Origin of the sequence: Microbulbifer sp. GL-2 (assembly GCF_007183175.1) — a bacterium.
Classification (GTDB): domain Bacteria; phylum Pseudomonadota; class Gammaproteobacteria; order Pseudomonadales; family Cellvibrionaceae; genus Microbulbifer.
Map to the genome: position 1 here is coordinate 2,403,998 of NZ_AP019807.1, position 26,576 is coordinate 2,430,573.

General features: G+C 45.2%; 27 protein-coding genes. 24 read left to right on the forward strand and 3 right to left on the reverse strand.

The window, feature by feature from the left end; translation table 11 throughout:
• The first annotated feature begins 105 nt into the window (after positions 1-105).
• The 6 genes from GL2_RS10435 to GL2_RS10460 all read left to right on the forward strand — a co-directional run bounded on the left by GL2_RS10435 (position 106) and on the right by GL2_RS10460 (position 7,021).
• A complete protein-coding gene (locus tag GL2_RS10435; RefSeq protein WP_143730598.1) occupies positions 106-1,344 on the forward strand; it encodes an integrase arm-type DNA-binding domain-containing protein in 1,239 nt (412 codons plus the stop codon).
• A gap of 82 nt (positions 1,345-1,426) precedes the next feature.
• Positions 1,427-2,641 (forward strand): hypothetical protein, encoded by a 1,215-nt coding sequence (locus tag GL2_RS10440; protein WP_143730599.1) that lies wholly within the window; start codon positions 1,427-1,429, stop codon positions 2,639-2,641.
• A 153-nt stretch (positions 2,642-2,794) separates the two neighbouring features.
• The gene (locus GL2_RS10445) at positions 2,795-3,043 is read left to right on the forward strand and encodes a helix-turn-helix transcriptional regulator (protein ID WP_370452144.1); all 249 of its coding nucleotides are present in this window, start codon (positions 2,795-2,797) and stop codon (positions 3,041-3,043) included.
• Positions 3,043-3,531: a hypothetical protein gene (locus GL2_RS10450; protein ID WP_143730600.1), complete on the forward strand. Its 489-nt coding sequence runs from the start codon at positions 3,043-3,045 to the stop codon at positions 3,529-3,531. Before GL2_RS10445 ends, GL2_RS10450 begins: the two co-directional genes overlap by 1 nt.
• The gene (locus GL2_RS10455; RefSeq protein WP_143730601.1) at positions 3,521-3,961 is read left to right on the forward strand and encodes a hypothetical protein; all 441 of its coding nucleotides are present in this window, start codon (positions 3,521-3,523) and stop codon (positions 3,959-3,961) included. The genes GL2_RS10450 and GL2_RS10455 overlap by 11 nt, the downstream gene beginning before the upstream one ends.
• A gap of 231 nt (positions 3,962-4,192) precedes the next feature.
• Complete coding sequence (locus tag GL2_RS10460) at positions 4,193-7,021, forward strand: DUF927 domain-containing protein (RefSeq protein ID WP_143730602.1); 2,829 nt, start codon at positions 4,193-4,195, stop codon at positions 7,019-7,021.
• 322 nt (positions 7,022-7,343) lie between these two features.
• Here the strand turns inward: GL2_RS10460 and GL2_RS10465 are convergent, their stop codons facing one another.
• A complete protein-coding gene (locus GL2_RS10465) occupies positions 7,344-8,330 on the reverse strand; it encodes an integron integrase (RefSeq protein WP_143730603.1) in 987 nt (328 codons plus the stop codon).
• Positions 8,331-8,668: 338 nt separating this feature from the next.
• Here GL2_RS10465 and GL2_RS10470 point away from each other — a divergent pair, with 338 nt between their 5' ends.
• The 11 genes from GL2_RS10470 to GL2_RS10520 all read left to right on the forward strand — a co-directional run bounded on the left by GL2_RS10470 (position 8,669) and on the right by GL2_RS10520 (position 15,647).
• Positions 8,669-9,505: a hypothetical protein gene (locus GL2_RS10470; protein ID WP_143730604.1), complete on the forward strand. Its 837-nt coding sequence runs from the start codon at positions 8,669-8,671 to the stop codon at positions 9,503-9,505.
• 401 nt (positions 9,506-9,906) lie between these two features.
• A complete protein-coding gene (locus GL2_RS10475) occupies positions 9,907-10,290 on the forward strand; it encodes a hypothetical protein (RefSeq protein WP_143730605.1) in 384 nt (127 codons plus the stop codon).
• Positions 10,259-10,879, forward strand: a complete 621-nt coding sequence (locus GL2_RS10480) for an NADAR family protein (protein ID WP_143730606.1) — start codon at positions 10,259-10,261, stop codon at positions 10,877-10,879. The genes GL2_RS10475 and GL2_RS10480 overlap by 32 nt, the downstream gene beginning before the upstream one ends.
• Positions 10,880-10,982: 103 nt before the next feature.
• A complete protein-coding gene (locus GL2_RS10485; RefSeq protein WP_143730607.1) occupies positions 10,983-11,288 on the forward strand; it encodes a hypothetical protein in 306 nt (101 codons plus the stop codon).
• Positions 11,289-11,376: 88 nt separating this feature from the next.
• Complete coding sequence (locus tag GL2_RS10490; RefSeq protein ID WP_143730608.1) at positions 11,377-11,778, forward strand: hypothetical protein; 402 nt, start codon at positions 11,377-11,379, stop codon at positions 11,776-11,778.
• 106 nt (positions 11,779-11,884) lie between these two features.
• On the forward strand, positions 11,885-12,301 hold the full coding sequence (locus GL2_RS10495; protein WP_143730609.1) for a hypothetical protein: 417 nt from the start codon (positions 11,885-11,887) through the stop codon (positions 12,299-12,301).
• Positions 12,302-12,412: 111 nt separating this feature from the next.
• The gene (locus tag GL2_RS10500; protein ID WP_143730610.1) at positions 12,413-12,742 is read left to right on the forward strand and encodes a hypothetical protein; all 330 of its coding nucleotides are present in this window, start codon (positions 12,413-12,415) and stop codon (positions 12,740-12,742) included.
• A 161-nt stretch (positions 12,743-12,903) separates the two neighbouring features.
• Entirely contained in the window at positions 12,904-13,374 is a 471-nt protein-coding gene (locus tag GL2_RS10505; protein ID WP_143730611.1) for a hypothetical protein, read from the forward strand.
• Positions 13,375-13,559: 185 nt separating this feature from the next.
• A complete protein-coding gene (locus tag GL2_RS10510; RefSeq protein ID WP_143730612.1) occupies positions 13,560-13,979 on the forward strand; it encodes a hypothetical protein in 420 nt (139 codons plus the stop codon).
• A 56-nt stretch (positions 13,980-14,035) separates the two neighbouring features.
• Positions 14,036-15,211 (forward strand): serine hydrolase, encoded by a 1,176-nt coding sequence (locus GL2_RS10515; RefSeq protein WP_143730613.1) that lies wholly within the window; start codon positions 14,036-14,038, stop codon positions 15,209-15,211.
• 28 nt (positions 15,212-15,239) lie between these two features.
• Entirely contained in the window at positions 15,240-15,647 is a 408-nt protein-coding gene (locus GL2_RS10520; protein ID WP_143730614.1) for a GFA family protein, read from the forward strand.
• 566 nt (positions 15,648-16,213) lie between these two features.
• On the opposite strand, the gene GL2_RS10525 is transcribed toward GL2_RS10520, so the two are convergent.
• Positions 16,214-16,438 carry a hypothetical protein gene (locus GL2_RS10525; RefSeq protein ID WP_143730615.1) on the reverse strand — a complete coding sequence of 75 codons (225 nt, stop codon included), beginning with the start codon at positions 16,436-16,438 and terminating at the stop codon, positions 16,214-16,216.
• A 134-nt stretch (positions 16,439-16,572) separates the two neighbouring features.
• Between GL2_RS10525 and GL2_RS10530 the strand changes: the two genes are divergently transcribed.
• The 5 genes from GL2_RS10530 to GL2_RS10550 all read left to right on the forward strand — a co-directional run bounded on the left by GL2_RS10530 (position 16,573) and on the right by GL2_RS10550 (position 23,396).
• Positions 16,573-16,818, forward strand: coding sequence for a transcriptional regulator (locus tag GL2_RS10530; protein WP_143730616.1), 246 nt, complete (start codon positions 16,573-16,575; stop codon positions 16,816-16,818).
• Positions 16,819-16,980: 162 nt separating this feature from the next.
• Positions 16,981-17,496: a hypothetical protein gene (locus GL2_RS10535; RefSeq protein WP_143730617.1), complete on the forward strand. Its 516-nt coding sequence runs from the start codon at positions 16,981-16,983 to the stop codon at positions 17,494-17,496.
• On the forward strand, positions 17,496-17,699 hold the full coding sequence (locus GL2_RS10540) for a hypothetical protein (protein ID WP_143730618.1): 204 nt from the start codon (positions 17,496-17,498) through the stop codon (positions 17,697-17,699). The genes GL2_RS10535 and GL2_RS10540 overlap by 1 nt, the downstream gene beginning before the upstream one ends.
• Before the next feature lie 2,261 nt (positions 17,700-19,960).
• A complete protein-coding gene (locus GL2_RS10545; RefSeq protein WP_143730619.1) occupies positions 19,961-22,123 on the forward strand; it encodes a hypothetical protein in 2,163 nt (720 codons plus the stop codon).
• 1,135 nt (positions 22,124-23,258) lie between these two features.
• On the forward strand, positions 23,259-23,396 hold the full coding sequence (locus GL2_RS10550; RefSeq protein WP_143730620.1) for a multicopper oxidase domain-containing protein: 138 nt from the start codon (positions 23,259-23,261) through the stop codon (positions 23,394-23,396).
• A 33-nt stretch (positions 23,397-23,429) separates the two neighbouring features.
• Here GL2_RS10550 and GL2_RS10555 read toward each other — a convergent pair whose 3' ends face one another.
• On the reverse strand, positions 23,430-23,882 hold the full coding sequence (locus GL2_RS10555; protein WP_143730621.1) for a helix-turn-helix domain-containing protein: 453 nt from the start codon (positions 23,880-23,882) through the stop codon (positions 23,430-23,432).
• 323 nt (positions 23,883-24,205) lie between these two features.
• Here GL2_RS10555 and GL2_RS10560 point away from each other — a divergent pair, with 323 nt between their 5' ends.
• Complete coding sequence (locus tag GL2_RS10560) at positions 24,206-25,642, forward strand: MFS transporter (protein ID WP_143730622.1); 1,437 nt, start codon at positions 24,206-24,208, stop codon at positions 25,640-25,642.
• 267 nt (positions 25,643-25,909) lie between these two features.
• A complete protein-coding gene (locus tag GL2_RS10565; RefSeq protein WP_143730623.1) occupies positions 25,910-26,425 on the forward strand; it encodes a hypothetical protein in 516 nt (171 codons plus the stop codon).
• Positions 26,426-26,576: the final 151 nt, after the last annotated feature.

Genomic DNA, 26,576 nt, shown 5'->3' on the forward strand with positions numbered 1-26,576 from the left:
TCTGGACGTTACATAGTCCTCCGCTCTAGTTCATTGTCATCCGGTGCTATCTGGTGCTACATTTGGTGCTACCTCGGTTCAATTTAGAAACAGGTAGCACCACCAATGGCCCTTACAGATACACAAATCAAACAGGCCAAACCAAGCGACAAGGATCAGTGGCTTACAGATCAGCAGGGATTACGCCTATTGATCAAACCCAATGGTTCCAAGTATTGGCGGCTAAAGTACCGATTCAAAGGAAGGCAGAAAACGCTGGCCTTGGGAGTTTACCCCTCTGTAAGTCTCAAACAGGCGAGGCAAAAAGTAGCTGAAGCAAAACAGCTGCTAGCAGAGGACCGCGACCCTTCAGCACAGAAACGAGTTGAGAAGCACCAAGCCAGAGTCAATATTGACCTGAGTTTTGCTGCTGTTGCTGAAGAGTGGTGGAACCACCAGAAAGGAACCTGGACAGAGGACCATGCCAACCGTGTATGGACTAGGTTACGAGATAATACCTTCCCTCGAATTGGCCAAAGGCCCATTGCCGATCTTCATCCCCAAGATGTAATAGCCATTGTCCGCGATATTGAGGAGCGGGATGCTATGGATGTTGCGCAACGGGTTTTACAGGATATTCGCCGGGTTTGTCGCTATGCCGTTCAGGTTGGCAAACTTACTCACAATCCAGCGATTGAGTTAACGGGTATTTTGCGTAGCCGAAAAAGTAATCATCGGGCTTCCCTCCCACGAGAAGAGTTACCTGGTTTCCTGAAAGAGTTAGACCTCTACCAAAAGCGGGGCCGGATATTAACCAAGCTTGCTATTCAGTTACTGATACTCACCTTTGTTAGACCTGGCGAATTGCGTTGTGCACGTTGGGAAGAGTTCGACTTTGAATCTGCTCTATGGCGTATCCCTGGTGATCGTATGAAGATGGGCACGGATCATATTGTGCCGCTGTCTTCACAAGCACTTTCTGCACTTGAAGAGTTGAAGTCTTTAACTGGCCAGTACTCTCTACTTTTTCCCTCTGAGCGCGAAAGGGCCCGGCCCATGTCCGATAACACTATGCGTAAGGCAATTTTTAAAATGGGCTGGGATGGTTCCCAGGAAGGAAGAAGTAAAGCAAACCCCCATGGCTTCCGCGCTACAGCTTCCTCAATCTTAAATGAGACTGGCTTCAATCCTGATGCTATTGAGAGGCAACTCTCCCACATGGAAAGGAATGGGGTACGTGCTGCATATACCCACCACGCTCGTTATATGGATGAGCGAAAAGAGATGATGCAGTGGTGGGCAAATTACCTTGATGAGATGCGGGGAAGTGGAAAGGTAGTACCGATATTTGCACAGCAAAGTTAGAGCTTTCCTTCGAAGGCTGGATGTTAGGTTGAGGCAATTTTTAACGTAGCTCGCTCATTGTGGGTTCAGTAGGGATACAGTTATGGATGATTCACTACGAATTATTGAGACCGATAAGCTTGTAATGAGTATTGAAACAGCTCTGAAGCGGTTTGAAGGAAATACTCGGGCACCGGAAGAAAACTTGAAAGATTTCCTTGCCCAGCTTAGAGGGCAGATTTCCTCCTCTCTTCAAAGTGAGGGATTAATTGCCAATGAAGGGAAAACAAGCACTTTAGCCCCAAATTCATTTTTCGAGCTTGTTAATCAAGTCAAAAAGGATAATGCAGCGAACGAGATAGACTCGCCTCTTCGGGTGCTACATATACTTGCTACTGGGGCGTGTTTTGAAGCGGCCTTTAAGAATCGTGACTATGAAGAAGCGATACTCTATGCAATGGAGCTTGGGGCGAGCCTTACTCATAGGGCTCCTACTCACTCAAATCCAAAGTTAGGGCGGACTGATTTCGATCCTTTAGCCGGCCCATGGCCCAGATTAGAAGATATGTCCCCATCCTCAAAAGCAGGCCGGCTCGTTTCAATAATTCAGCAAGGAAGAAAAATCTGGGGGCAGACGGATAGCATCGAAGAGTGGAAAAAGATGCAGGCCCGTCAATTAAAACATTGTAGAGATGCTGTATTTCAACAGGCAGAACGCCTTGGAAATGATTGGAAACCCGCTGCTTTTGCTACTGACGAAAGCCCTATGAATCTCTTGGAGAGTCAGATAGACCCGAAGTTTGTCTTACCTTTTGCTCGAAAGATTTGTCGGCCTTTCCCAGTGTTGGATGAGCGAGTTACAGATGCTGAGATATATTCCCTCTATGCGATCATATGGGCTCATAAGGGCCTTGATTTGCTTGATGCTCTTGAATGTGACGCTCAGCCAATAATGCGAGAAGACAGGAAATGGATCGACCATTGTTTAGCTGAGGCTGAAGGTTTTATTCGCCAGGCCGTAAAATTTCAAGGTGAGCATAAAGCCGGGCAGGTACTCAGCGATGATCAGCGGAGCCGAAGAGAAAAGCGCGATCGGTGGACATCAAGTATTCGAAAGTGGCTATTTGATATTCGTGAAAAGCTTAGCCAAAGCTATGGAACTGCGAGCAAAGTTGCATATAAGTATCTTCAAGAAGCTAAGGAGAGGCGAACATCGGCTGATGGCTCTCAGTGGAAGGATGATGATGCCGCTAAGAAGTTTCTTGAGCAGGAAATCGGTAAAATCCGAAACAACAAGGAACCGTACTGCAATTGGTAATGCTGTCTAATTTATCTTTCTACCGGTAAAAAGATTCTTTGAACCGGTAGAAAGAATCTTTAACCGGTAAGCGGATATCTCGGCTTTCCTTTCATTGATTCAATCTCCTCACCGCCACAGACGTTCACTGTGGTTTGTTAAAGGAGACTGAATATGCCCCTCTCAAATACTCATCCCCAAATGCCGGATGTTTTACCTAGCCCGCCGAGCGACCCTATTTTGCGCCTGCCAGAGGTAGAGCGACAGACTGGGCTCAAGAAGACTTATATCTATGCCCTGGTGAAAAAAGGCGAATTCCCCACCCCTATCAAACTTGGTGAGCGCGCCAGCGGTTGGCTCTCTTCAGAGGTACGTCAATGGATACAGGATCGTATTGCTATTTCTCGTGCGGGAGGCAAGTAATGACTTTTCGTGCTTCCTCTCCCTACACACACCAGCAAGTAGCTGAATTTGCTCGAAGCTATCGGAAAACAGAAAGCGCTGAGTTTGAGCATAAAATACTTCTTTCGAATTCAAATCTAAGCCCTGAAGACCGGAAACTCTTCCTCAGCTCTATCATGGAGACATTTGATATGGGCTGTCCTATCCCTGGTTATGAGTTGCTTTTGTTTCTATGGCCAACGGGTGAAGCAGCGTTTCTAGCTATAAGTTCTGACTCATTTAACCCTATTGTTGATCAGCAACATGGCCGCGCCCATTGGTATCTCTCCTCCCCCAATACAATAGCACTAGGACTTCCTGATACTGAGGTGGTGAACCTTTACCGCCTTAGAGCAGGTCTCTCTCTGGGAGGTTGGTTAGTTTGGGATGGTATCCAATTGGAATACCACCCATCGGAAGAAGCTGATGCCCTAGAGCTTCGCAATGGAGGGCTTAGAAATGTCAGCTAATATACGTACCCTCGCCATGCCATATTGCCTAGATTTGCAGCCATGCGGTCGCTACGCACTACTCAATCGAAACTACAAGCCAGTTGGTTTTAGCGGCAGATCATTTGTCTACTATGAAGAGTACCCTGTACTTTTCAATATCAGAATTACACCCAAAAAAGCGGCAGTAATCTCCTTTAAAGGTGATCCTGATCCGAGGCGAATTATTCTTTATAACGATGGTTGTATCCCTACCGCTAACTCGGAAACCTGGCTTTTTTATCAGGCTAAATTAGCGATCTTGACGCGATTACATCATTACAATGATGATGAATATCACGAACAGGACAAAGCAAAACGTATCCGTTTGGCCAACTTACGCGATGCAAAACGGTTTACGGAACCTAAGGGCGTAGCGGTTTCCCTACCGCCAAATTTATCACCACGCTAAATAAGACTATTGCCTCTATTCGGGGCGATCTTACCCCCTCTTAAAAAAGGTGTTACAGGTGTGCAGGTGTTACAGCATGGCTGAAAGCCTCGTATTTATTGGCTTTCCGCTGTCACACCTTTCTGTTACCCCAAGAGTGTTACAGCAAAAAGGTGTAACAGGAATGAGGCCCGCAGTTCTGTTGGAAGCCTTATGGGGCGGGGGTTAAAGCTAAAAATATAAGGAAAACTAATGGCACGCTTTGATATTAAACGAGTGGCAGACTTCGCCCTTGATCGGGCTGATGAAGTATTGGCGCACTGGGCTCCAGATGGCTCATACCAGGGAGCTGAATATATTGCTCTTAACCCAACTCGATCTGATAGCAGCAAAGGGTCCTTCTCAGTAAATCGCAATACCGGTGCATGGGCGGATTTTGCAGCTGATGAAAAAGGTGGGGACCTCGTATCGTTGGTTGCCTATCTTGAGGGGGTAAACAATGGAGAGGCAGCACAAAGGCTTGCTGCTTTTCTGGGGCTCTCTGAAGGGGAGTCTATACCGCCTAGCTCAACCTATAAGTCGAAAACCAAAAAGCCAGCCGGTAACTCCTGGGAAGCCGTATTGCCGGTACCTTTAGAAGCAGAGCATTCTTGCCCAACAACCCATCCCCATAACGGTAAACCCTCTAAAGTTTGGGAGTACCGTGGGCAGTGCGGCTCACTGCTAATGAAGGTGATGCGTTTTGACATTCAGAAAGGCGATGCAAGATCAAAAGACTATCGCCCCTTAACCTATTGCCGGGATTCAAATGGACGCAACTCTTGGAGATGGAAGCAGCCGGTAAAAAAGCGGCCACTCTATAAGCTGGATCTATTGGTAAAGCGCTCTAAAGCTCCGGTATTGCTAACCGAAGGTGAAAAGGCTGCGGATGCAGCTGCTAGCCTGCTGCCGGGTTATGTTTCCATGACCTGGCCCGGTGGCAGTAAAGCGCTGGGCAAAGCAGATTTTAAGCCCCTACATGGAAGGGAAGTACTTCTCTGGCCCGATAATGATGCAGCAGGCAAAGACTGTATGCTTAAGCTGGCCGCGATCCTACACACTATGGAGTGTAAGGTTTCTACAGTGTGTTTAGAGTCCTTAGGACCTAAGTGGCCAGCAAAAGGCGATGCGGCTGATGTGGAAGCTGTCGGTATTACAAGAGAGCAGCTTACAGCCTTAATTACAGAGGGAAAGTTTTTAACGTCCTATCAACCCGTGGCAACAGAACATCCAGCCCAAAATAAGGGAGGAAGTAATAAAGGGGCCGAGTCTGGGCAATTTGTAGTAAATGATCGTGGGGTTTTCTTCCCTGTTCAGGGGGCAGATGATGAGCCTTCACTAATGAGAATCTGTGATCGCCTGGATGTGCTTGCTTTAACTCGTGACTCCCAAGGAAGAAACTGGGGTACGTTGGTTCGCTTCCTTGACCCTGATGGCATTGTTAAAGAGTGGAATATACCCAGTGAGTACCTAGCGACCGAGGGCGGTGCAGAAGTGCTTAAGCAGCTATATAGCATGGGACTCCGCGCTGAAGCTGGGCAGCAGCCAAGGCGTAGAATTATTCAATATCTGCAAACGACAAAAAGCCCTAATCGCTATGTTTTAGTGAACAAACTGGGCTGGCATGGCAATGCATACCTACTACCGAATGAAACCCTGGGAACCCCTGTAGAGCCACTGTATTTTTACTCCACAAGCCCAGATCTCAACAAGATAAAGTTAAGTGGTGAGCTTCAGCAATGGCGTGAGCATGTAGCGAGCTATTGTAAGAACAATACCCGATTGTTATTTTCGGTTTCAGCGGCATTTGCCGGGCCCCTACTAAATCTCATTGGTATGGAAACGACCGGCTTTCACTTCTTTGGTGATAGCTCCCAAGGCAAAACGACCCTGCTAAAAGTAGCTGCTTCAGTGTATGGCGGTCCTGATTTTGTTCGTACCTGGCGCAGTACGGATAACGCACTAGAGAGTATTGCTGCCTCCCACTCTGACGGCCTTTTAATCCTTGATGAGATCAGCCAATGCGATCCCCGTATTGTGGGGGATATTGCCTATATGCTGGGAAATGGCACTGGCAAGGCAAGGGCTAATGATCGCGGAGGCGTACGCGGGAATGCATTTGAATGGAGGCTTGTCTTCCTATCTACAGGAGAGCGTACGCTTGATCAACAGATGGCTGAAGTGGGCAAGAAAGCAAAAGCTGGGCAAGAGGTTCGGCTACTGGCTATTCCCTCGGATACAGGGAGCGGAGCCGGTATCTTTGATGAACTGCATGGGTTTGCTGGTGGTGCTGCGTTATCGCGTTATATGGTTGAGAAAGCTTCCTTGTTCCATGGAGTACCCCTTTATACGTTTATCAGAGAGCTTTGCGCTAGCAACTTGGAAAAGCTGGCAAGCCAGATTCGCCGAGAGCTTGTGAACTTTGCCGCAGAGCTGTCTGATGATGTAAGTGGTCAAGTACGCAGAGCAGCAGACAAGTTTGCTCTTGTTGGCTTTGCCGGAGAGCTGGCTTCCACTGCGGGAATTACAGGCTGGACTAAAGGTATGGCTATGGAAGCGGCCAAATCCTGTTTTAGTGCTTGGGTATCGGCCCGTGGCGGTGTTGGAAACCTGGAGGACCGGCAGACCTTGTCAGCACTGAGATTATTTTTTGATCTCTACGGAGAGTCCCACTTTACCCGCTGGGATCGAGAGGACTTTACCGCTGATGATCACACTGTTCGCACCCTGAAGCGCTGCGGCTACCGGAAAACGCTACAAGACAGTAATGCCCTTGAGGGGCAGGCTTGCTCTGAAACTGTTTACTACGTTTACCCGGCCACTTTCAAAGCTGAGGTTTGCAAGGGGCTTAGTGATCGCAAGGCGAAGCAACTACTGGCCGCCTGTGGTGCTTTGGAGCGTGATGGCAACGGGAAATTCTCGATACCAACGCGTTTGCCAAACAGTGGGCGTAACCCTGAGCGGGTGTTGATCATTCGACCTCACTTGATTCCTGTTGAAGATGATGGAGAAAAGGGACTACTTACGAAAAAGGCCGCGTAGCCCATACCGTTTACAGGTGTTGTAAACGGTGTGCAGCCGTTTACACTCTCAAAATAAGTAACTGCCTATTTGGTAAACAATTAGCTTGTAGGGGATAAACCCAAAGCTTGCCGGTGGCTTTAGTTGGCCAATTTCAAAGTGCACTCTATTTGCAGCTTTGCGGACCAGACTATGTGTAATCGTGTACTATCCATCCAGATATTCAAGCTTTACACAAAGCCTGCCCCAGTAGACGATGCCTCTTCGGTATTAAATTAATTTGGCATTTAAAGGTTTTAGAATCAAACACCAACATTTTACTATTCTATCTTTTCAATTAGGATTACAAACGGTCTGTGGGGCTCAATACACCTTTGCCGCCCCGATTCACAACATGAGTGTAAATCTCCGTAGTGGATATATCCGCATGCCCTAGTAGCTCCTGAATTGTCCTAAGATCGTAGCCAACTTCTAATAGGTGAGTGGCGAAACTGTGCCGGAATGCATGTGCTCTGGGCGGCTTGTTGATGCCAGATTCCTGCACAGCACGCCGTAACTGCTTTGCAAGTGCCGAAGGATGAAGATGATGCCGTCTTATCACGCCGCTACGGGGGCAAGGGCCAACGCGCGAAGCTGGAAACAAGAATTGCCAAGCTGTGGTACGGGCAGCAGAGGGGTACTTCCGCTCTAATGCATCCGGCATATAGACATCCCCATAGCCATTTGCGATATCCCATGCATGAGTCATTTCGACCTGTTGAATTTGAGTGCGCAGGTCAGGTATCAGGCCTTGTGGAAGTATTGTGGTTCGGTCTTTATTACCTTTGCCTCCCCGTACGAACACATTGTTACTGCCAAAATCGATGTCCTTAACTCTCAATGATAAGAGTTCGGCACATCTGAGCCCTGTGCCGTACATTAGTTTAACTTGAAGGCAGTAGACACCTTTCAGCTTTGAGATAATGGCTCTAATCTCTTCCCGACTGTAAACAATTGGAAGGCGACGATGTTGCTTTGCAGGCGAAAAGCCAATGTTGGAAGTATCAACCCCCAAAAAACGTTTATAAAGATATACCAGTGCATTTAGCGCGATCCGCTGGGTGTTAACTGAACAATGCCGTTTTACCGACAGGTGGTTTAGGAACGCCTCGACCTCGGCAATACCGATTTCCCGAGGGTGTCGTAGTTTATGAAAGTGAATAAAGCGTTTTATCCAGTGAACGTAAGTCTGTTCAGTCCGATAGGCTAGACCTGCCTCACGAATATGAAGTCGAATGCTGGGGATGAATTTGGTTGAATGCCTGGGAAGCCTGTGACGAATATCATCCATGATCGTACCCTCACAACTGTATATAAACACAGTTATGGGTGCAATAATCACAGGTGTCAAGCCCCGAATTATAGAGCCATGGCTGACATCCGCAGAAAGGTTCCCCCTAACTTATTGATTTAATTGCGGGTAAAATGTGTTCAAGAGCAGGAGGTGTTACCAGGCGACTTGAGCCGATGGCTTACTATCTCTGGTTATTATTTGATCGTAAATTTATAACCTACTGTAAATAAAGGCTTTTTTACATAGCTTGAAGGGTCTACTTCAGAAATAGTGGCCAAATCGATAGTGAGCCACTGGCTCTTTAATAAACTGTTAGGCAAGAATGAGATCGAGCTATGGAAGGTAATAAAGAAATAGAAATTGGCAGGACCGAAGAATTCATATCTTACGACCTCGCTATTTTAAAAGATCAAGGTAAGTGGAAGAAATACTGTCGAGTTGTCGCTAATGCTATGTCTGCAATACCTTGGATAGGACAAGTTCTATCGACCGGAGCTTCGGTTCATGGGGAACGTGAACAAGGAAAAGTAAACGAATTACACGAAGAGTGGTTGAAAGTTCACAAGGCGAAAGTTGAGCTTCTTATGTTGGCGCTTGACGAAATGGCTAGTCGCTTAGATTCCGTTCATGAAGACTATGAAGAAAGAATACAATCTGACGAATACCTCGGCTTGGTTCGGCGTGCATTTCGATCTTGGGATGCGTCAGAAACAGAAGAAAAGAGAGCTTATGTAGTAAACCTGATTTCGAATGCTGCTGCATCACACCTTTGTCCTGATGATCAAGTTAGGCTTTTTAATGATTGGTTAGATTTGTACCATGAAATTCATTTCAAAGTTATCAGAGCAATCTATCAAAGCCCTGGAATCACCAGATTTGGAATATGGCAAACTGTTAGTCACGAAATGCCCAGAGAAGATAGTGCTGAAGCTGATCTATTTAAACTGCTTATAAGAGATCTGAGCACTGGTGGCGTTATAAGACAGTCTCGGCAAACTACACATGACGGTCAATTTCAAAAACAAAGCACTAAAGGGAAAAAGCGCACAGCGGGTAGCGGAACAATGGAATCTGCATTTGAAAATACTAAGCCTTACGAGTTGACGCAATTAGGTGAGCAATTTGTTCACTACACAATGAATCAAGTAGTAAAGAGAATAGGCAATGCCTAACAAAGCAAAGCAGCGGATTCGCTTCGCTCTCCGCTGTTTGCGGCGTTATGTGTAAAAGTAAGCGGAGAGATTATGAAAGCTGTGCTTATCGGGCTACTGAAAGTTATCGCTTTTTGCTTGGCATGGTTTCTTGTGGTCTTAATCTTGTCCACTTTGTACGTAGGCATTGGGCAGTGTGTTACAGATGAATGTGGCCCGCCACCGTCCTGGTGGGAAAACTACCTCTTTGTGGTTATCTCTATTGGGCCGCCGACTATCTATGCCTTATACGCTTTTAAGCGGCTAAGGGGGCAGTATGAAACAAACACATAACAAGCAGCGGCACAATCGCCCGCAAAAGACGCGGGCTGGACTCACTACGCTGCGCTCCGTTCGCCTGTGCGCTGGGCGTTAGAGAACCAATGAATAACGAACACAGGGCGCGGGATTGGATTAACTTTATTTTAGAGAGGTGTCAATTCCCTGATGCACAAGCGCTAAAAAATCACCTGGATAAAGCCGTATTTTCTGAGTTCTGTCAATGCGGTTGTAATAGCTTCAAGGTCCTGGTCCCGACTTTTACCAAAGCAATTGCAGTTCCAGGTAAGTATGGTGTAATTTTTGAAGCAAACTTTAATCTTGCAGAAGCCGGTAAAACGTTAGAGGTCCTAATATTCTCAGGGAAATCAGGAATGGTTGAATACATAGAGATAGACTGTTGTGGTAACAGCTTGCCTGTTCCAGAAGTAGTTGAGGTTGTTGGGGAACCGTTTCATGTCAGTGCCGGTAGTGCGCTCGTTCTCTAACAAAAGCCGGCACAAGCGCGCACTTCGTGCGCTGGACTCGCAACAAGTTGCTCGCCTGTGCGGCGGGCGTTATACCTTTAGTGCCAATAGTATAGATAGAGTGATAATGCGAGAAACTGAAGAGTTTTATTTTTTCTGGAAACATCAATTTGGTCAGTGGACCTTACGCGATATGATTGATCCGGATGGTATTGTTTACAATTGTTGTGAGCAGTACATGATGTACAAGAAGGCGCTACTATTTGGTGATAAATATACTGCAAAGAATATCATGGAAGAATCAGAGCCTTCGATTCAACAAAAGCTAGGGAGAGAAGTTAGTGGCTACAACTCAGAATTATGGAATATGCATAAATTTGGTATTGTTTGGTATGGGAATTATTTAAAGTTCACTCAGCACGCTGATTTGGGTGAAAGATTAATCGAAACAGGCCAAAAAACAATTGCTGAAGCATCTCCCTATGACCTAGTTTGGGGGGTTGGGTATGCAGCAGACACTAAAGAAATACTTAATCCTAATATGTGGCGCGGGAAAAACTTATTGGGCCAAGTCTTAATGTCTGTAAGGTCTGCTATTTCAAAAAATTGAACACAAGTATAACAAACCGTTGAAGCGGACATTTGCAAGCGTGGTTCGCTCTCGCTCACTTTACCATGCTTGCAATTGCCGCTTAACGGAGCGTTAACTGCATATGGATCTGACCTACTACAAGAGAGTCTGGGAAGAAACGAGGGGTGATGAATACAGCTCCTGGGGAACTTCGGTTTGGTACTTTGCCATTTGCAAGCGCTCTGGAATTACACGCGAGCAGATAGAGGTTTATGAAAATGGCAATGCGTGTTTCTATGATGAAGATACCAACTTACATGATCAATATGGTGGCCTATCAGAGATACCCTTTGATTTAAACGAGTGGAAGGCATACGAAATCTCACAACTTGATTATGAACACCTCAAAAGAACCACTACATTCATTAATAGCAAGCAAGGCAGTTAACAAGCCGCAGCAATCGCTCCCGCTGGTCGCTGGGACAGCCAAAACGCTGCGCTTATTTGTCCGCCGCTGTGCGGGGCGTTAAGCATCTATGAAGCTGAGTCGTCCAATCAGAATAATTCTCGGAGTTCTAATACTTCCTCCATTGCTATTGGGTATTTTGCTTGTCATAGCTTTAGTATGGCCAACTGACCCACTACCTATTGAAGAAGTATTTTTAGGTGTTTGTGGCGATGAGTTTAAATCAGAGTATGTTGTTGGAGATAGGCCTCACTCTTATTCAATAGCACCACAAGGAGCCTGGTACGACGAAACTAGTGAGATTAAAGTTTCTCCGGAGGCTGCCACGAAAATATACAATAAGCTAAGCGACAATAATGAGTTTACATATAAAGATGGCTATTTTGAAAAATTTGTCGTTGGCAAGATTCTGGCTAACTGTAAAATCAATACAGAATCTGGCCAAATACAATACACATATGTTTTGTGGTAGCGCCCATGCTTAACAAGTTGCTGAAGTACACTCCGGGCCTGTGGCCCTCCGCGGGACAGCCTACGCGTTGCTTCGGCTGCCCCTTAGCAAGGCGTTAGGCATCCATATGGAACCAGTTCAAATATTTTACGCAGCCATTTATTTTCTCCTATTGGGTGTGCCATTTGTTGTTGCTTACTGGGTAAGAAAACGAGCGGTTTCGTTGCGAAGCTTTTCCCTCGTGGTTGTCGTATCGGCCGCCATTATGAGCGGTGTTGTTATTGTTCAATGGTTAGGGTATGACATATACCTTGGCTACAGGGTTGCTTCTTTAGATCGAGATGGGGATGGTTTTTGGACTGCTGAGGAAACGGCTACTTGGTCGGCTTCCGATCAAAAATATATGGACGCTTATATCGGCGATGGTGGGCGTAACGTCTTTGCTGCAATTATATTCCCGATACTGTCTGTTATTTATTCGCTCCTTGCTTCTTTACTTTATTTCTACATCGCATGGTTTATATCTAGGCGTAAAAATGCCTAACAAACTAATCAACAAGGACCTACACTGCGTTGCTCGTTTTGTGCTTAAATAGCACAAAACAACCAACTCCGTTTCGGCCCGTTATTAGGGCGTTATATGCCTGGAGATCGAATGGATATTATCGAACCTGAGTCTATAGAAGTTCTCAGTTTATCCCCCTATGAACATATTCATTATAAGGATAGTGAAGGCCGTGATTTTTTGGTCCTTCATCAGGAGGTCGGGTTTTTTGGCTATTCTGAGGTTATAATTCTAACTAATGAAGAATCTCGAAAATTAGATCAAGAAAAATCAAAGTTCATTAAAAGGTTACTTGCCACATTTGATCTTAAAACTAAAACATTTGGATTTCACAAAAATCAACGATGTGTGCCGGACTTTAAGAGTTGGCCATGTGTTAAAGTTGCATTAGATAAATGGCATGGTAGAGCAAGCATATAACAAAGCCGGGCAAAATGCTCCGGGCCATGAGCCCTGCGCGGGACAGCTTACCTTGTGCGTGTTTTGCGCGGGTCGCTGTGCTCACATTTTCGCGCAAAATGCGCACAAGGTAAGCTGCCCCTGCCGGCGGCGTTAAATTATTTTAAGGAATGTTGGGTAATATGAAAAAATTATTTTTGTTTTTGATGGCTGTCATACTTTCTTCTTGTACTAGCGTTTATGTCCCCCCGAACATGGAAGGGAATGCAACAGTTGAGATACAACAAGAAAATTTAAAGTTGATGCAAATTTATTTGAATGGAGATGACTGTTCAAATAAGGTTTTTATGCCAGAAGAGAGTAATTTTCTTATAGGAAAAAATAAACCTCTAGTGTTGACAGCAAATAAAGAAATTGCCTTTCATGTGGAGTCTAATGATTTTTATTCATACTGCTCGCAAAAGGTATCTTTTTTGCCAAAGCCTGACCAGCAGTACATCCTTAAGTTCAAGACGGCCTCAAATAAGTGTTATGTGAATTTAGTGCGAAAAGAAATTGATGATGGTAAGGTTGTTGAAGTATCAGAGCCCACTTTTCGAAAGAGAGTCCCTCGAATTCCGGTAATGGAAAGCGGTTCTTTTTGTAAGGCCTAGAAAGAATCATGTAGAAAGAGTAAGTTGATTTAACAAGTAAAGGCACCTGACACCAAAACCTCCACTTTGCTCTGGTTTTACTGCAGGTGCTTTAAGCGTTATGTTGTTTCCGAGTTCAATGCAAAATGAAGATAATTCAAACTATATTTTTCGTAATAATCATAAGTAATCTAACGGCTTGCTCGATGAAAGCTGAAAAATTGGTTCACGCTGAAGACCCCAGTTTAACTAAAGTATGCCGTAATGCTTTTATCGATTGGCGTTCAGCATCTCACATGGTTGATTACTATAATTATAAGTGTGCACAGAGAGCAATTAAGCAAGGTTACTTGCTTAAGGATTCAAACCTTACTTCTAAGGATTTTTCAATACCTGAAGCACCTTCGGGAGCAAACTGGAATGAAGTGTTAGCGCTCGAAGAGCTAAGTGCTGGTCGAATAACCAAAGAGAAATATGGGTACATTCTGGGGCTGTTGGAAATGGAGTATCGAGCAAAAGTTTCAAAAGCAAAATCAGAGTTCGAATCGGGTAAAATAACCAAGAAAAAATTTGATAACATTAAAAAAGAAGCAGCTGAAGTATTCTATGGGGTGCCGACAACATAACAATCAGCGGCAGAGCGACAGCCAACGCTGGGCGTTATGTGATTTGAGAGAACGCAATGAAAGCCTTATCATTTTTAATAGTCCCTTTGGTGCTTTCTTCAATTAATAGCCTTGCTTCGGAAGCAAACCCAATTACGCAGATCGACAAATTTTTAAAAAGGCATGTGGACGAAATAAGAAAATCCGAAAATCTGGTCGGTCTTGGTGCGGTAGTCATTCAGGACAGCAAGATCATTGGACTTTCGGTTAGCGGCGAGCGTAAAAAAGGCGATGGTGTTCTCGTCTCACAGCAGGACCTATGGCATATTGGTTCCATTACTAAATCTTTTACGGCTACGATGATTGCTCGCCTGATTGAAAAAGGTGATTTGAAGTGGGATACATCTATCAAAGATGTCTTTCCTGACGAAAAGGACATCCATACAGAATGGAATGATGTGACTCTAGGCAACCTGCTTGCACATACATCGGGAGCAACACCCAATTTCTCGCTTTTGGTTAGCTTAAAAAATCCAAACGCTGGTAGTGAAAGAACGGCTGCAAGAGAATCAGCAGTGCGATATATACTCTCTCAGCGGCCTGAAGTAACGCCAGGTGGCACCTTTGTATATTCAAATGTCGGATATACGATTGCAGGTGTAATAGCTGAAAAGAAGGCAGGAGTTTCATGGGAAAATTTAATTAGAAAAGAGGTTTTTTCACCTCTAGGGATTGAGAGTGGCGGCTTTGGTGCCCCTAAAGACATAGAGGGGAAATTGAGTCAGCCATGGGGGCATAAAAAATTATTTGGTTTTACTAAGAGTGGAAAAGATGATAACACGCCAATAATTGGACCTGCTGGTACAATACATTTATCGCTTAATGATTTGGCGTTGTATGCTGATGAACATCTTCAAGGCATACAAGGGCGTAGTTCATTCCTCAAAAGAGAATCGTTTCAGCGTCTACATCATCCAAACCTTAATAGCTATGCTTATGGCTGGGTAATTGGTCCACCGGAAGAGTTAGGTGTTGGTAATGTTCATTGGCACAACGGCTCAAATACTATGTGGTATGCATTGCTTGTAATTTTACCAGATATCAATGCCGCGATAGCCATAACTTCTAATGACGGAAACTTTAAAGTTTCCGAGTATTCTGCTTGGGAAATAGTCAAGCGTTTAGCAAAACCGTTAGAGATTGCACATAAAGAATCTATGAGCTTGGACGCTATAAAGAGCACCGGTTATTGAGGCTTTATGTGAGCACAAGGAAAGAGCTATGGGCGTAAATCTGAAAGAGATTGATGGAGTAAAAATTCAGCCAAAACACTTAGCCTCATGTCACTGCGGCTTTGTAAAAATTGAACTGGATCTACCTGATGGTCTTATTGATCTTCGGCGTTGTGATTGCTCTTTGTGCCGCAGGAGAGGTGCAATCGCCGCATCAGTATCGCTAGATGGCATTAATGTCTTAGAAGGGCAGGAACATTTAAAGCTCTATCAATTCAATACTAATACAGCGAAACACTATTTCTGCGGTAATTGCGGTATTTACACACATCACCAAAGACGCTCTAATCCTACTCAATACGGTTTCAATGTGGCGTGCCTGGAGGGTGTAAATCCTCTCAAAATCGGTGGTGTCCCAACATACGATGGGGTAAACCATCCGGCGGACCGAGGGTAACTCACATAACAATCAGCGGCAGAGCGACAGCCAACGCTGAGCGTTAAGTTTACAGAAATACTATGGATTTAAGCTGGAACCCATTTCCTGAGTATCGAAACTTCTCTTTTAATGCGATCCATGACGACTCGGAGGGTTTTCGAATACTTTTAGAGGCCAACTGTGACAGGTTCTCTAATAAGCAAGCATTACGTATAAGGTTTCCGCTGGCTGGCCCTATGTACTACCACCGATCAGATGATAGCTTTTTATTATCGCCTGAAAGTACGATAGGTAATCCAGGCGTTACATTTCAGCGAACAAGAGCATCAGATTTAATTGAGCGATTTCACATGTTTAGCTGCAATATTTATCGAGAAGATTCTATTGTTCATTATTGTATTTATACTGATAATGAGTGTATTGAGGTTCTATCAGTAGTTGAACCCATCTGTGAAAATTTGTGGCACCAGAAAACTTAACAACTAGGCGGTGTCTGCTGGTGATTCAATTTTGATAATTGACTCATTTTCTTGTTTGATGTTTCCCATTAGCCTTCCTGTATACATCTTCCTCTTAGTATTGAGCTAGGATGATTCATTTTCCTGTAGAGAGCGTTTAAGTGGAAAGATTAGCCCTGGGAGGATGGCCTTTTCCTCCTGGGTGATAGCCTTAAGGGCTACTTCACGGGGTCCTGGTTGGGGCCACTCCATGATTAACTCTCGGGCAAGGCAGAGTGCCTCCAACTCTTGTAATTGAGATAGAAAAACTTGAGTAGGTACTGTTGAATAATCCGCTAGAAGATTTCCCATAGCTCCCCCTGAATCCATCGAAAGTAATAATTTTTGTTAACTTTCTAACAGTATTGGTTGTTTATATTATAATGTCAACAAAAATTATTAACTTGTTAACTTTTATTGTTACCATCTTGGAATCATGAGACAGGATGAATAAACAAGTGATTACGGGAATACAGGTACGGATGGCTAGAAGTGGCCTGAAATGGAGCGCCCAAGATCTAGCAGAAAAAAGTGGAGTGGGACTTTCGACAGTTAACAAGATTGATCGAGAGGATGGAATCCCTTCTGTGCGTATTCAGAATCTTGTAGCTATTGAGCGGGCTCTACTTGCTACTGGTCGTGTTCGCTTTGAAGGGGAAACTGGTGTGTTTGTTCAGCCTTTTGAAGGCTGACATCTATTGGGAGTAATAGTAATTTTCCTACCAATACGGGCTTGCCGAATACATGAAATCCCAAGATGATTCACTACCCAGCGCAAGGCCCACTGAGTCGTACGGCAAGCCTGTGGTATCGTGGAAAAAAGGATTAACAGCTTCAAGGAGTGAGGTAACACAATGTCACTACCCTCAAGGATCGAGGCAGAGCAGCGCTACGAAAAGCTGCGCGCACTCGCTTTGGAAGTTACACAGAATTCACTAACGGGTAATTTGAAACTAACTCAGATAACCCCTCGGGCCCTAGAGGCCACCCAAAGCTGGGAATCCTCAAGGCTTCGGCAGTACAACTGGGACTGGCCGCAAAACTACAGCTACTACAAGAAGAGCTACCCCAAGCGTTTTGAGATAGCACTATGGGAAAACAGCACCTTAATCGCTATCTCCATAGGCCGCCCCACCTACCACGCCACAGGGATGCGCCTGGACGTGGTGGAAGCCATGCCGCGCGACCTAGGCGAACGCTCCAATGTATTCGATACAATTATCCTAGCGTATGAAATCTATGCGCGGATGATCAATGCCAATCATATTAGGATCATGAATCCGGTTAATGAAACGGTGAGAGCCTTCTACGAGAGATACGGATATCAGTACATCGCCAAGGGCAACTACCTGACAAGTGATATATTGTGATGACTGATAAAGATAAAGTGAAACGCCTGGCTGAGGCCAGACAAAAGAAAGGCTGGACGCAAAAGGAGATCGAAGAATTTGCCAAGCGCCGCAGCCATGAACTAAAGAAAATTTCCGAGGATACTGAGGAGCCTGATCACCTCGCCTCTGGCACCCAAAAAACCATCGAAGAGATATGCAAGGATGACGACAAAGACGACTAAGCCTCTGTCTGATACGGAGAAGCAGTTCACCCCCCAAAAGGGGGAAGTATCCCCGGAAGATGCCCGTACTAAGGCTACTATCTTTGCGGCTCAGATTAAGGGCCGGATGAAAAGTAAAGGGGCTAAGTTGAAATGAAGGGGGTACCCCCTTGTTGAGTGTCAAGATTGCAGTAAAGGTATGTATTGTGGTCAACCTGCGCAGAACAAGTCATTTCATCGATTGCATATTGCTTTCAGTATTGCTGTCGGGCTGGCAATTATTGCGGTCATGCAGCTACTGGGATCATAGACTCGCTTCGCGTGGATTCTTACTCTCCTTTCTTAATTTGGCCCTGCTCAAATCTGCCTGCCTCAGTGGTTTGACCATAGTGAGGGCTGGCTTGCCTCAAGTACTCTGTTTTCTATTGATTGATTTGCTGTAAGACGCTATCGCGTGCCTAGATGTTTGGTCAAAAGATTACTAGTTGTACGTAGCCACAATTGCCGCACTTTAGAAGTATGTTGTAACACCTTTGGGCTGTGAAACATTAGGGGTAACAGAAAGGTGTGACAGTACAAAGCCCATAACCATGCGGCTTACAGCGAATCTGTAACACCTGTACACCTGTAACACCTTTATTTTAAGTGGTGGAAGTTCGCCCTCCCCTCGCCCCTTTGACTGGGCTGAGACTGCGGACCAGGGGGATATCATCAACGTGTGAGATGTGGGGGCGGTATATCTCAGCAGAATATTGAGAGGGCATTACTGAATTGTTTCATGGTCTCTATCCGTGACGGCGTGGGGAATCTATTCGACTGTGCTTACTTCTCGTTTAGAGTACGCAGATTGTGCGTACCCTGGACGGTAAAGGTGTGGGTTTAATTCACTTCCATACATGGTGGCTCAGGCTGTGAATATCTACCTGGCGTAATGGGGTAGCTCCCGTTTATGGCTGAGTCTTTGGCGGGCCAGGGCATTCGATATCTCTACTTCTGGGACAGCGTGTAGATTAACCGCCCACTAGTTGGCTTGATGGCTATGGCTGAACTCTAAGCCAAGCTTAGGGTTCAACGGGTCCTCCTGAGAGGCTAACACACGGGTAATTCGGACCCCGCTCTGTTAACAGATATCTGATTTTTCCTAGGGGGTTATACCCTCCTTAGAGCCAGTTAGGGGCAAACCCCTAGTTCGGGGTTTGGTGTTCTGACCAGCTGAACCCACGGGGGGTAGGTTGGATATCTGGCAGCCTTGTATCCGGCACTACCGTCCTAGCTTAGATTTCACAATGGCTTAATTCAGGTAGGGGGGAGTGATAATTAGGTAGTTGTTCTGGGCGTTTCAAACCGACAAAGCGTCGGTTTTGGTCTGGCAGTGAAAACCGGTGATTTGCCGGTTTTGGTTTAACTCTCAAAACCACCAGCCCTGTGGTTTTGGAGGTGATGAAACATAGGCGACCTGAATGCTGAGGTGACGTCGCGATTCGCGGCTCCATCTTATGCGCTCAAGAAGCCGTTCCTGCTCAAGCTGATCCCCTGTCGAATGCTAGCCAAACCGCCAGATTCGCGGTTTGAGGTACATGGAAACAGGCTAAGGCTAGGGTCAAATTCAGGTGGTACGGCAAGATGTGTATAGAGGCTTCAGTGGTACGTACTGCTGTTAAACCCCTCTAGTTGGGGGTAGGAATTCAAAGTGGTGCTACATATGGTGCTATTTTTCTGTTGAAGCTCCATGTGTATCCCGCAATCACTGGCTTTCAGGTTATTTTTCAAGTCCCGCCCTGGCACCACATCAAAGCCTTCAGATACCTGAAGCAATCCGAAAAGCCCCGCAAATTGCGGGGCTTTTTTTATTTCTGAAATATCAATCACGCCTGGAGCAATATATCTAGGCTCTTCTATTCCTGCTTGCTTTACGTCAATCCGTATACATTTTTAATTCTGGTTAAAGTGGTGCTCTACCTGTAAGTTGAATGGTTTTTTGACTTTAAGTTGTTGGATATAAGCCCTAAGTAGACCTTTTTTAGCATTTACGATATTGAAGCTTAGTTGAACCGTACAATTTTGTAAGAGGCTGTAACTGGAAGGCAGCTGAAGAAAGTTGATCGCTAATGTGTATGGTTGAATACTAATAAATGGCGTAAGACAAATTTTAGACCGCTGCTGGTTGGTTATAGATAGTTCTGTATTTTCTCAGATATTAAGATGTAGTTAAGTATCAATAACAGAGTTACTGGTAGTGCGTATGGGTTGTCGATGAGAGAGTCCTAGAAAAGGGAATTCAAATGGTACCGAGAAGTCCAATCTCCAAAACAATAATTCTTAATAGCTTACTGGCTGTATTTTTTACTTTGCAATCGGGAGTAGCATTTTCTGAAAGCAATCGCACCGACTTCGATTTAGATGATGATGGCCTGATAGAAATCAATGACCTCGCTGACCTCAATGAGATTCGCAATAATCTGGACGGTGCTTCCCTATATGGTGGCAGCACTGGCTGTCCCCCATCGGGCTGCTCTGGGTTTGAATTGGCCCATGATTTGGATTTTGACATAGATGGTAGTGGAGTTACTCACCAAGATGATGCCTACTGGAGTGGATTCCGTTGGCAACTGATTGGAAGTCCAGATAATCCCTTTACAGCAGTATTTAAGGGGAATAATCATTCGATATCTAATTTATATATCGAATCGGTATCAAGAGTTGAGCATAGTTATTCAGTGCTCTTTGGCGGGTTGGAAGAGGCAGAGGTTGACGGTGCCGATATCAGTGCTATTTGGATCGGCGAGAATGCAGCTGTTGTAACTGTTGGCGTTGATGGGGCTTCCGTTCTAAGCGGACGAGGTGAAACTTCACAAGGGTTGGGTGACTGTACTTCTACTGGTGTGACTTTGATTAATCCTACAGCTGCCATACAGAATTGTGTAGATACAAATTCGGGAGTCGTGGAGCACGGTGGTGTGGTGAGTGAGGGTGTTTCTGGCGTAGGTGTAACAACTGTAGATGAATCTGGTGGTGAGGTGGTTGGGGGAGAAGGTACCGATGGTGTTATAGATGTTTCTTTAAATGACCCTACGGTGATAACCGTTGAGTACCCGGAACTAGATCCCCCAATTATTGATAATGAGATACCTCCGTTAGGTCCCACAGATAATAATTACATTGCAAGCCTTTCAACATATTTTTATCAGTTGGGTGTACCCTCCGATGAAATTTTTACTGGTTCAGCCCTAGCATATAGTGATGCGGGTGAGGTCACTGTTGGATCGCTTGTAGCTCATTTCCTTATGGATGACCCTTATACCCTCAGCTATAGTTGGAGTTCTCCAACTCTGATATCAATGAATGGATATAGCGATAGTAGCTTTACTTTCGACCCTTCAGGTTTGGAAGGCACTTATAAAGTTGGTTTGGTTGTTTCCCATTCTAGTGGTGGAGAGGCTAGCTCCAGTATGTTGATTCGGATTGAGGATTCTGTTCCCCGGTTTAGGAATGATGAGGATACTGATGGAGACGGCATTAGCGATATTGTAGAGAGTGTAACGGACTTGGATAAAGACCGGATACCTGATTATTTGGATAAGAAAGGACCTGACAATCTATTGCCCACCAGTATTACAGGGGCTGATATGCAGAGTACTGGGGGCGTTTCTCTTGCTCTTGGGGATAGCGCTTATACGGCTGGGCAGAATATCAGTGGTATCACCCTTGAAGATATTGATCGATTCTACGGCGAAGGTCTAGCGACCCAAAATAATTATCAGTTCTTGCATGGTATTTTTGATTACATCGTAAATGGTATAGAACCTGCAGAAAGTACCCAGGTTACCATTCCATTGACCGCCGCCACCTTGGCGGATGCTCGTTATGTGAAGTATCGGCAGGGTGTGGGCTGGGTCAACTTTATTGAGGATGAAAAAAATAGCATTGCGTCTGCGATGGGTGTGTCGGGTAGATGTCCAAAGCCGGGAAGTGATGACTACACGCCAGGTATTAATGAGGGACACTATTGTTTACAACTGACTTTGCAAGATGGTGGTCCGAACGACGCAGATGAGATAGCTAATGGTACGGTGACGGATACTGGCGCGATTGCCACTTTAGGGGTAACCGAACCAATTATTACTATTAAGTCTGAGATGTTGGAGACAGCAATCTTTGAGGGAGAAGGAGAGAGGGTGGTACTGGCTTTAGTACTTGAGAGTGATTCCGCTGATGCGCTGCTTAAAGGCTTCGCACTGAAGGCCGAAGGGGAGTTGAATGAGGTCAAAGACATTGAGGCTGTAAGGTTATATCATGATGAAAACAGTAATGGGATACCTGAAGCTTCTGAGTTGATTGCCTCTAGTCAATTCACTTGTGATAATGGAACTCTGAATTTTGTGCTTGACCATTCTTACCAGCTACCAATTGATGAAACCTTCTGGTTCATTACCTATGAATTTTAATTAGTCGAATATCTATTTGTTATTTTGGGAAAAGCTATGTATTTTAGTTTCCAGAAATTAAAACTCATACCTACTGTATTTTTGATTTCGATCATAGTGGCCTGCAGTAAATCTTCCAATAATATTGTTCAAGCTGAAATCGATTCAATTTCTGAGAGTAAAGCTTTTTCTGTCAGGGTTGAGTCTGTTGAAATTGAGCGCCTTAGTACTGGGGCAGCCGTGGAAATTGAGACCTCCGAGGCCAATAGTGAAGATCTGAGTTATATGACGGGCCCAAACTGAGAAATTTATTCAAGAGTGGCTTGAACTTTTTCAAATGGAAGCCCCAAGCTTTGGGGCTTTTCTGTGTGTCGACCATATAAATACTTACTCATTAATAAAACTGGGTAGGATTTGATCGTAGAGGATCAAAGTGAATCTCAGCAATGATCCGTGGGCCCTAGTAATTTGACAGAATGGGGCAGGGGAAAAGTCGCTCCCTGTCAAGTTACGAAATGGTGTAACCTGATTCTTGACATTGCGACAATAAGTACAGATTTTTGTGGAGCACTGTGCCAGTTCCTGGTAGTTCTTCTGCAGACTTCCTTTGCGCCGGGGATGTGCAACCCTGAAAGGAGTATCAACGATCAACACCAGTGAAGCATCTGAAAGTTGTTCTCTCGTACTATGTAGATACGCTTGAACAAATGGCCTGGTCTGATCGGGATTTTAGAAGGTAGGGGCAACTTACCGGACCAGTTGGTGCCACTATCAAAAATACCACAAAATCTGCCACCGATCAGTCAGCGCCTGGCGATGTAAATGAACTGATAAACCCGCGCTAATAAGCGGATCAATGCTGCAGGTTTACCAAAGATGATTGACGCTGGGCGTACAGATCCGGCAGTGGTGGAAAAAGTATTGCAATTAACTACTCAGGCCCCACCGATGCCATTAAAGGCACAGTGCACAGCTAATGTAATCAATGGTGTCTCTTTCCTATTTACCGATCCAGGATTTAAGGTACCAATTGATAGGATCTACACTGGAGTATCTCAGAGGGCAGTGATTTGATGTTGCACCTGGTACATATCCATAGTTGCCAGTTCAGGTTTATTAAATTCAATGGGTAGGTACCGCCAGTTTATATGCGTGGATGAAAAGCACGGTATCTATCTCAGGCGGTGGCAGTGCAGAAATATATGTACTTTTCCCACTGGAGGCGATGCCAGATATGCCCCGCATGGTCCACTGCCATGTACTGGAGCATGAAGATTCGGGCATGATGACGTAATTCTGAGTGCAGGTACTATAATTCACTTGGCCTTCAATGTCGCTTTCCAGGCTTAGCGGGTTTAGTTTTACGGTCTTCCTTATGTTGTAGCTTCATGGCCTTTTTAATAAGCTCCTGGAAGTTGGGACATTCCAGCTGGTTTTCCTCTGGGCAGTTAGCGACATGCCGTAAACCATCGCGCATGGCCTTCAGTCTGCGAATGTTCTTATCAAGTTCATCAGCTTTTTCAAGCAGTTGCTCCCGATCGATATTGGGCTGGCTGCTATAGGTGAACATGGAGGCAATTTCATCAAGGGAAAACCCTGCATAACGTGCAAGGGAGATCAACGACAGCTGTTCCACCACGCTAACAGGGAAAATCCTGGTGATTCCACGCCTGCTGATAGACTTGATTAGCCCTTTTTCCTCATAATACCGCAATGTCGAGGAGGGCAGCCCCGTGCGTTTTGATACTTCACGAATATCGATTTCCCGATGATTACTCATTTTTATTGACCTCAAGCTGGCTTGAAGTTGTATCCTAGTTTTCACTCTAGTTTCTGGCAAGCTTTGAGTTAAGAGTAAAGGGGTAACCTTAAGGATAAGTGAGGGGTTAGGGAAGTAAAAAGAGAGGGGCACATGTAGTTCTAGCTATACCTAATTAACTTATCTACTGTGATAGACAATTGGCATGTGCTACTTGTTGCTCTTGCGCCTACCGGCGGAAGCAACCTCATCTCTTCTCACATTGTTTCCCCTTACTCAGGTGGAAGCAGGTTTTAGTAGCGCGATCTGGATCACAGTCTTATGGCAAATCATATTTGAATCTTATGCCTGCAGTAAAAAAGCTCCTCAAACCATCTGGCAAAGATATCTCTGGCAACTTATCCAGTCGGGGAATCCTAACAGCCTTGTGTCTGGCTACCCTGCTTAATGCGCTGGCGGTCAGCAGTGTAAATATTGCATTACCAGAGCTGGTCACAGGTCTTGGGACTACTTACGCGCGTGGGCAGTGGATCATTATTGCTTTCATGATTTTCCTCACCGCCGCCTTGGCTGTTGCCGGACGCGCAAGTGATAAGGTGGGGCGAAAAAAAATTTTTATCCAGGGTGTACTGCTCTTTTGCGTATCAACCTTACTCTGTGGATTGTCGCCAAATATCTGGGTATTGGTTTTCTTTCGTGCACTGCAGGGTATTGGTGCGGCAATGTTTACCGCTGTTTCCATGGCAATTGCCAGTGATGCCTTTTCCAAGGCTCGAGTAGGTATGGCAGTGGGGCTGTTGGGTAGTGTCTCGGCTGTAGGCACTGGTACCGGGCCTGTATTGGGCGGACTACTGTTGGAAATATCCACTTGGCAGGCGGTATTCCTCATTAAAGTACCGTTGGGTGTGGCTGTTTATTGGTTGGCACAGCGATATTTACCGGAAGATGCCAAGGTTACGCCTGATGAGCATGATGATCGCCCGCGTAATTTTCTTGCAGCACTTTGTATATTTTCAGCGATTCTTTTTTATACCCTATCGATAAAACCACTGAATGATAACTATGGGTTCATCAACATAGTTACACTGGTTTTCTCGGCACTATGCATTTGGGGCCTTTTCTTGAGTAGGCGTGGTGAAACTGTGCCCCGGCTTGGCAGCTATGCACTGTACACCAACCTTGCTACCAACCTGCTTGTCGCCGCCTCGGTAATGAGTTCTCTGGTTGTTGGGCCTTTTTACCTGACACTGGCCCTGGGGTTGAACTTCTCCCAGACCGGCTTGGTAATGTCCGTCGGGTCTTTTGTCGTTGCCATTTGTTCCAATATTGCCGGGCGCTTGGTAGACAGATTCAAGTCACGTAGTATGGTGATTATCGGCCTGACCTTTCTGGCACTGGGAGCTATGGGTATGGCTAATTTACAGGTGGAGCATGGTGTAGCTGGTTATTTGGTTTGTTCCATAGCAATGGCTATTGGGTATGGAACTTACTTGTCCTCCAATAACACTTTTACCATGAACAGTGCCAGCAGTGATGTTAAAGGTAATATTTCAGGTCTCCTGAACCTGTCCAGAAATCTTGGATTGCTCACTGGGGCATCGTTGATGAGTGTGGTTTTTGCTGGGGTTTCACACTTGTCATATATGCGTAGTGCTGATCCAACCCTGGTCCAGACGGGACTGAATCAGGTATACCTACTGGCTCTTTTATTTCTTGTTATTGCACTGATAGCTCAGTCTCTATCAATCCTGGCCAGTCGTCACCGCTTGGCTGTTGGCTAATCCACACTTTCCTGAAAGTCCGGTAGGTACAAGTTCGCCTGCCGGGTTCTATCTCTGGCGATTTATGCCAATTAGGTATTCCCTTTAAAAATCACAGCCTGAAATCGATATGCTTTACGGCTTGACCTAAAGGGAGCTTTAAGTTGTACCTTGTCTTTGTACTTGGGCTAGGCCTGATATGCAAAAAGTGATTTTTGGTTTTTACACGGGGGTTACTTTCTCGACAGGTTTCGCTAGCTTAACCACTCGTAGAACAGGAGATAAGTTATGGCTATCAATGCACTGGAACAATGTATTGCAGAACTGTGTGAATACTGGAGCGGCTTGAATTCAGACACGATTATTCGTTGTCGGACGGCGCTTGCCGGATTGGCAAATACCTCAGGTTCTGAGGGATGGCTTGTAGAGCTGCATAAAAAGAGAGAAGCCACATCCGAATTGTATAGAGACCCGGAAAGGGGTTTTATATTACTGGCTCATGTGGAACCTCAAGGCCTGTATCGTAATCCGCATAACCATGGCAAAGGGTGGGTTTTTTATGCCCTTCAGCATGGGCAGGTGGAAATGTCTACCTATGGCCAAGTTCGGGTAGAGGGAGGAGGGGAGCAGCTTGTTAGCCGGGGTTCTTATACTATGCACCCAGGTGATTGCAGTGCTTTTCTTCCAGGTGATATTCACGACACTCGTTGTATATCTGATTACTCCTTAATGTTCCGCCTAACCAGTTGTGATTTCTCTGAGGAAAAGCGGCAGGGTCGGCTACAGCAGTTTGAAAGCTGTTGAGGAATATCCCAGGTTACAGGAAATTACATCGGGAGAGCTGTAGTAAGCTCTTCCAGGGTGTTTTTACTTTGAAATAAAAAATATGAAACCTGTTTCAGAATTCTCGGTGAAAGATGGTTTTTCCTTTAGTTTTTATTTGTAAGCATTTAGA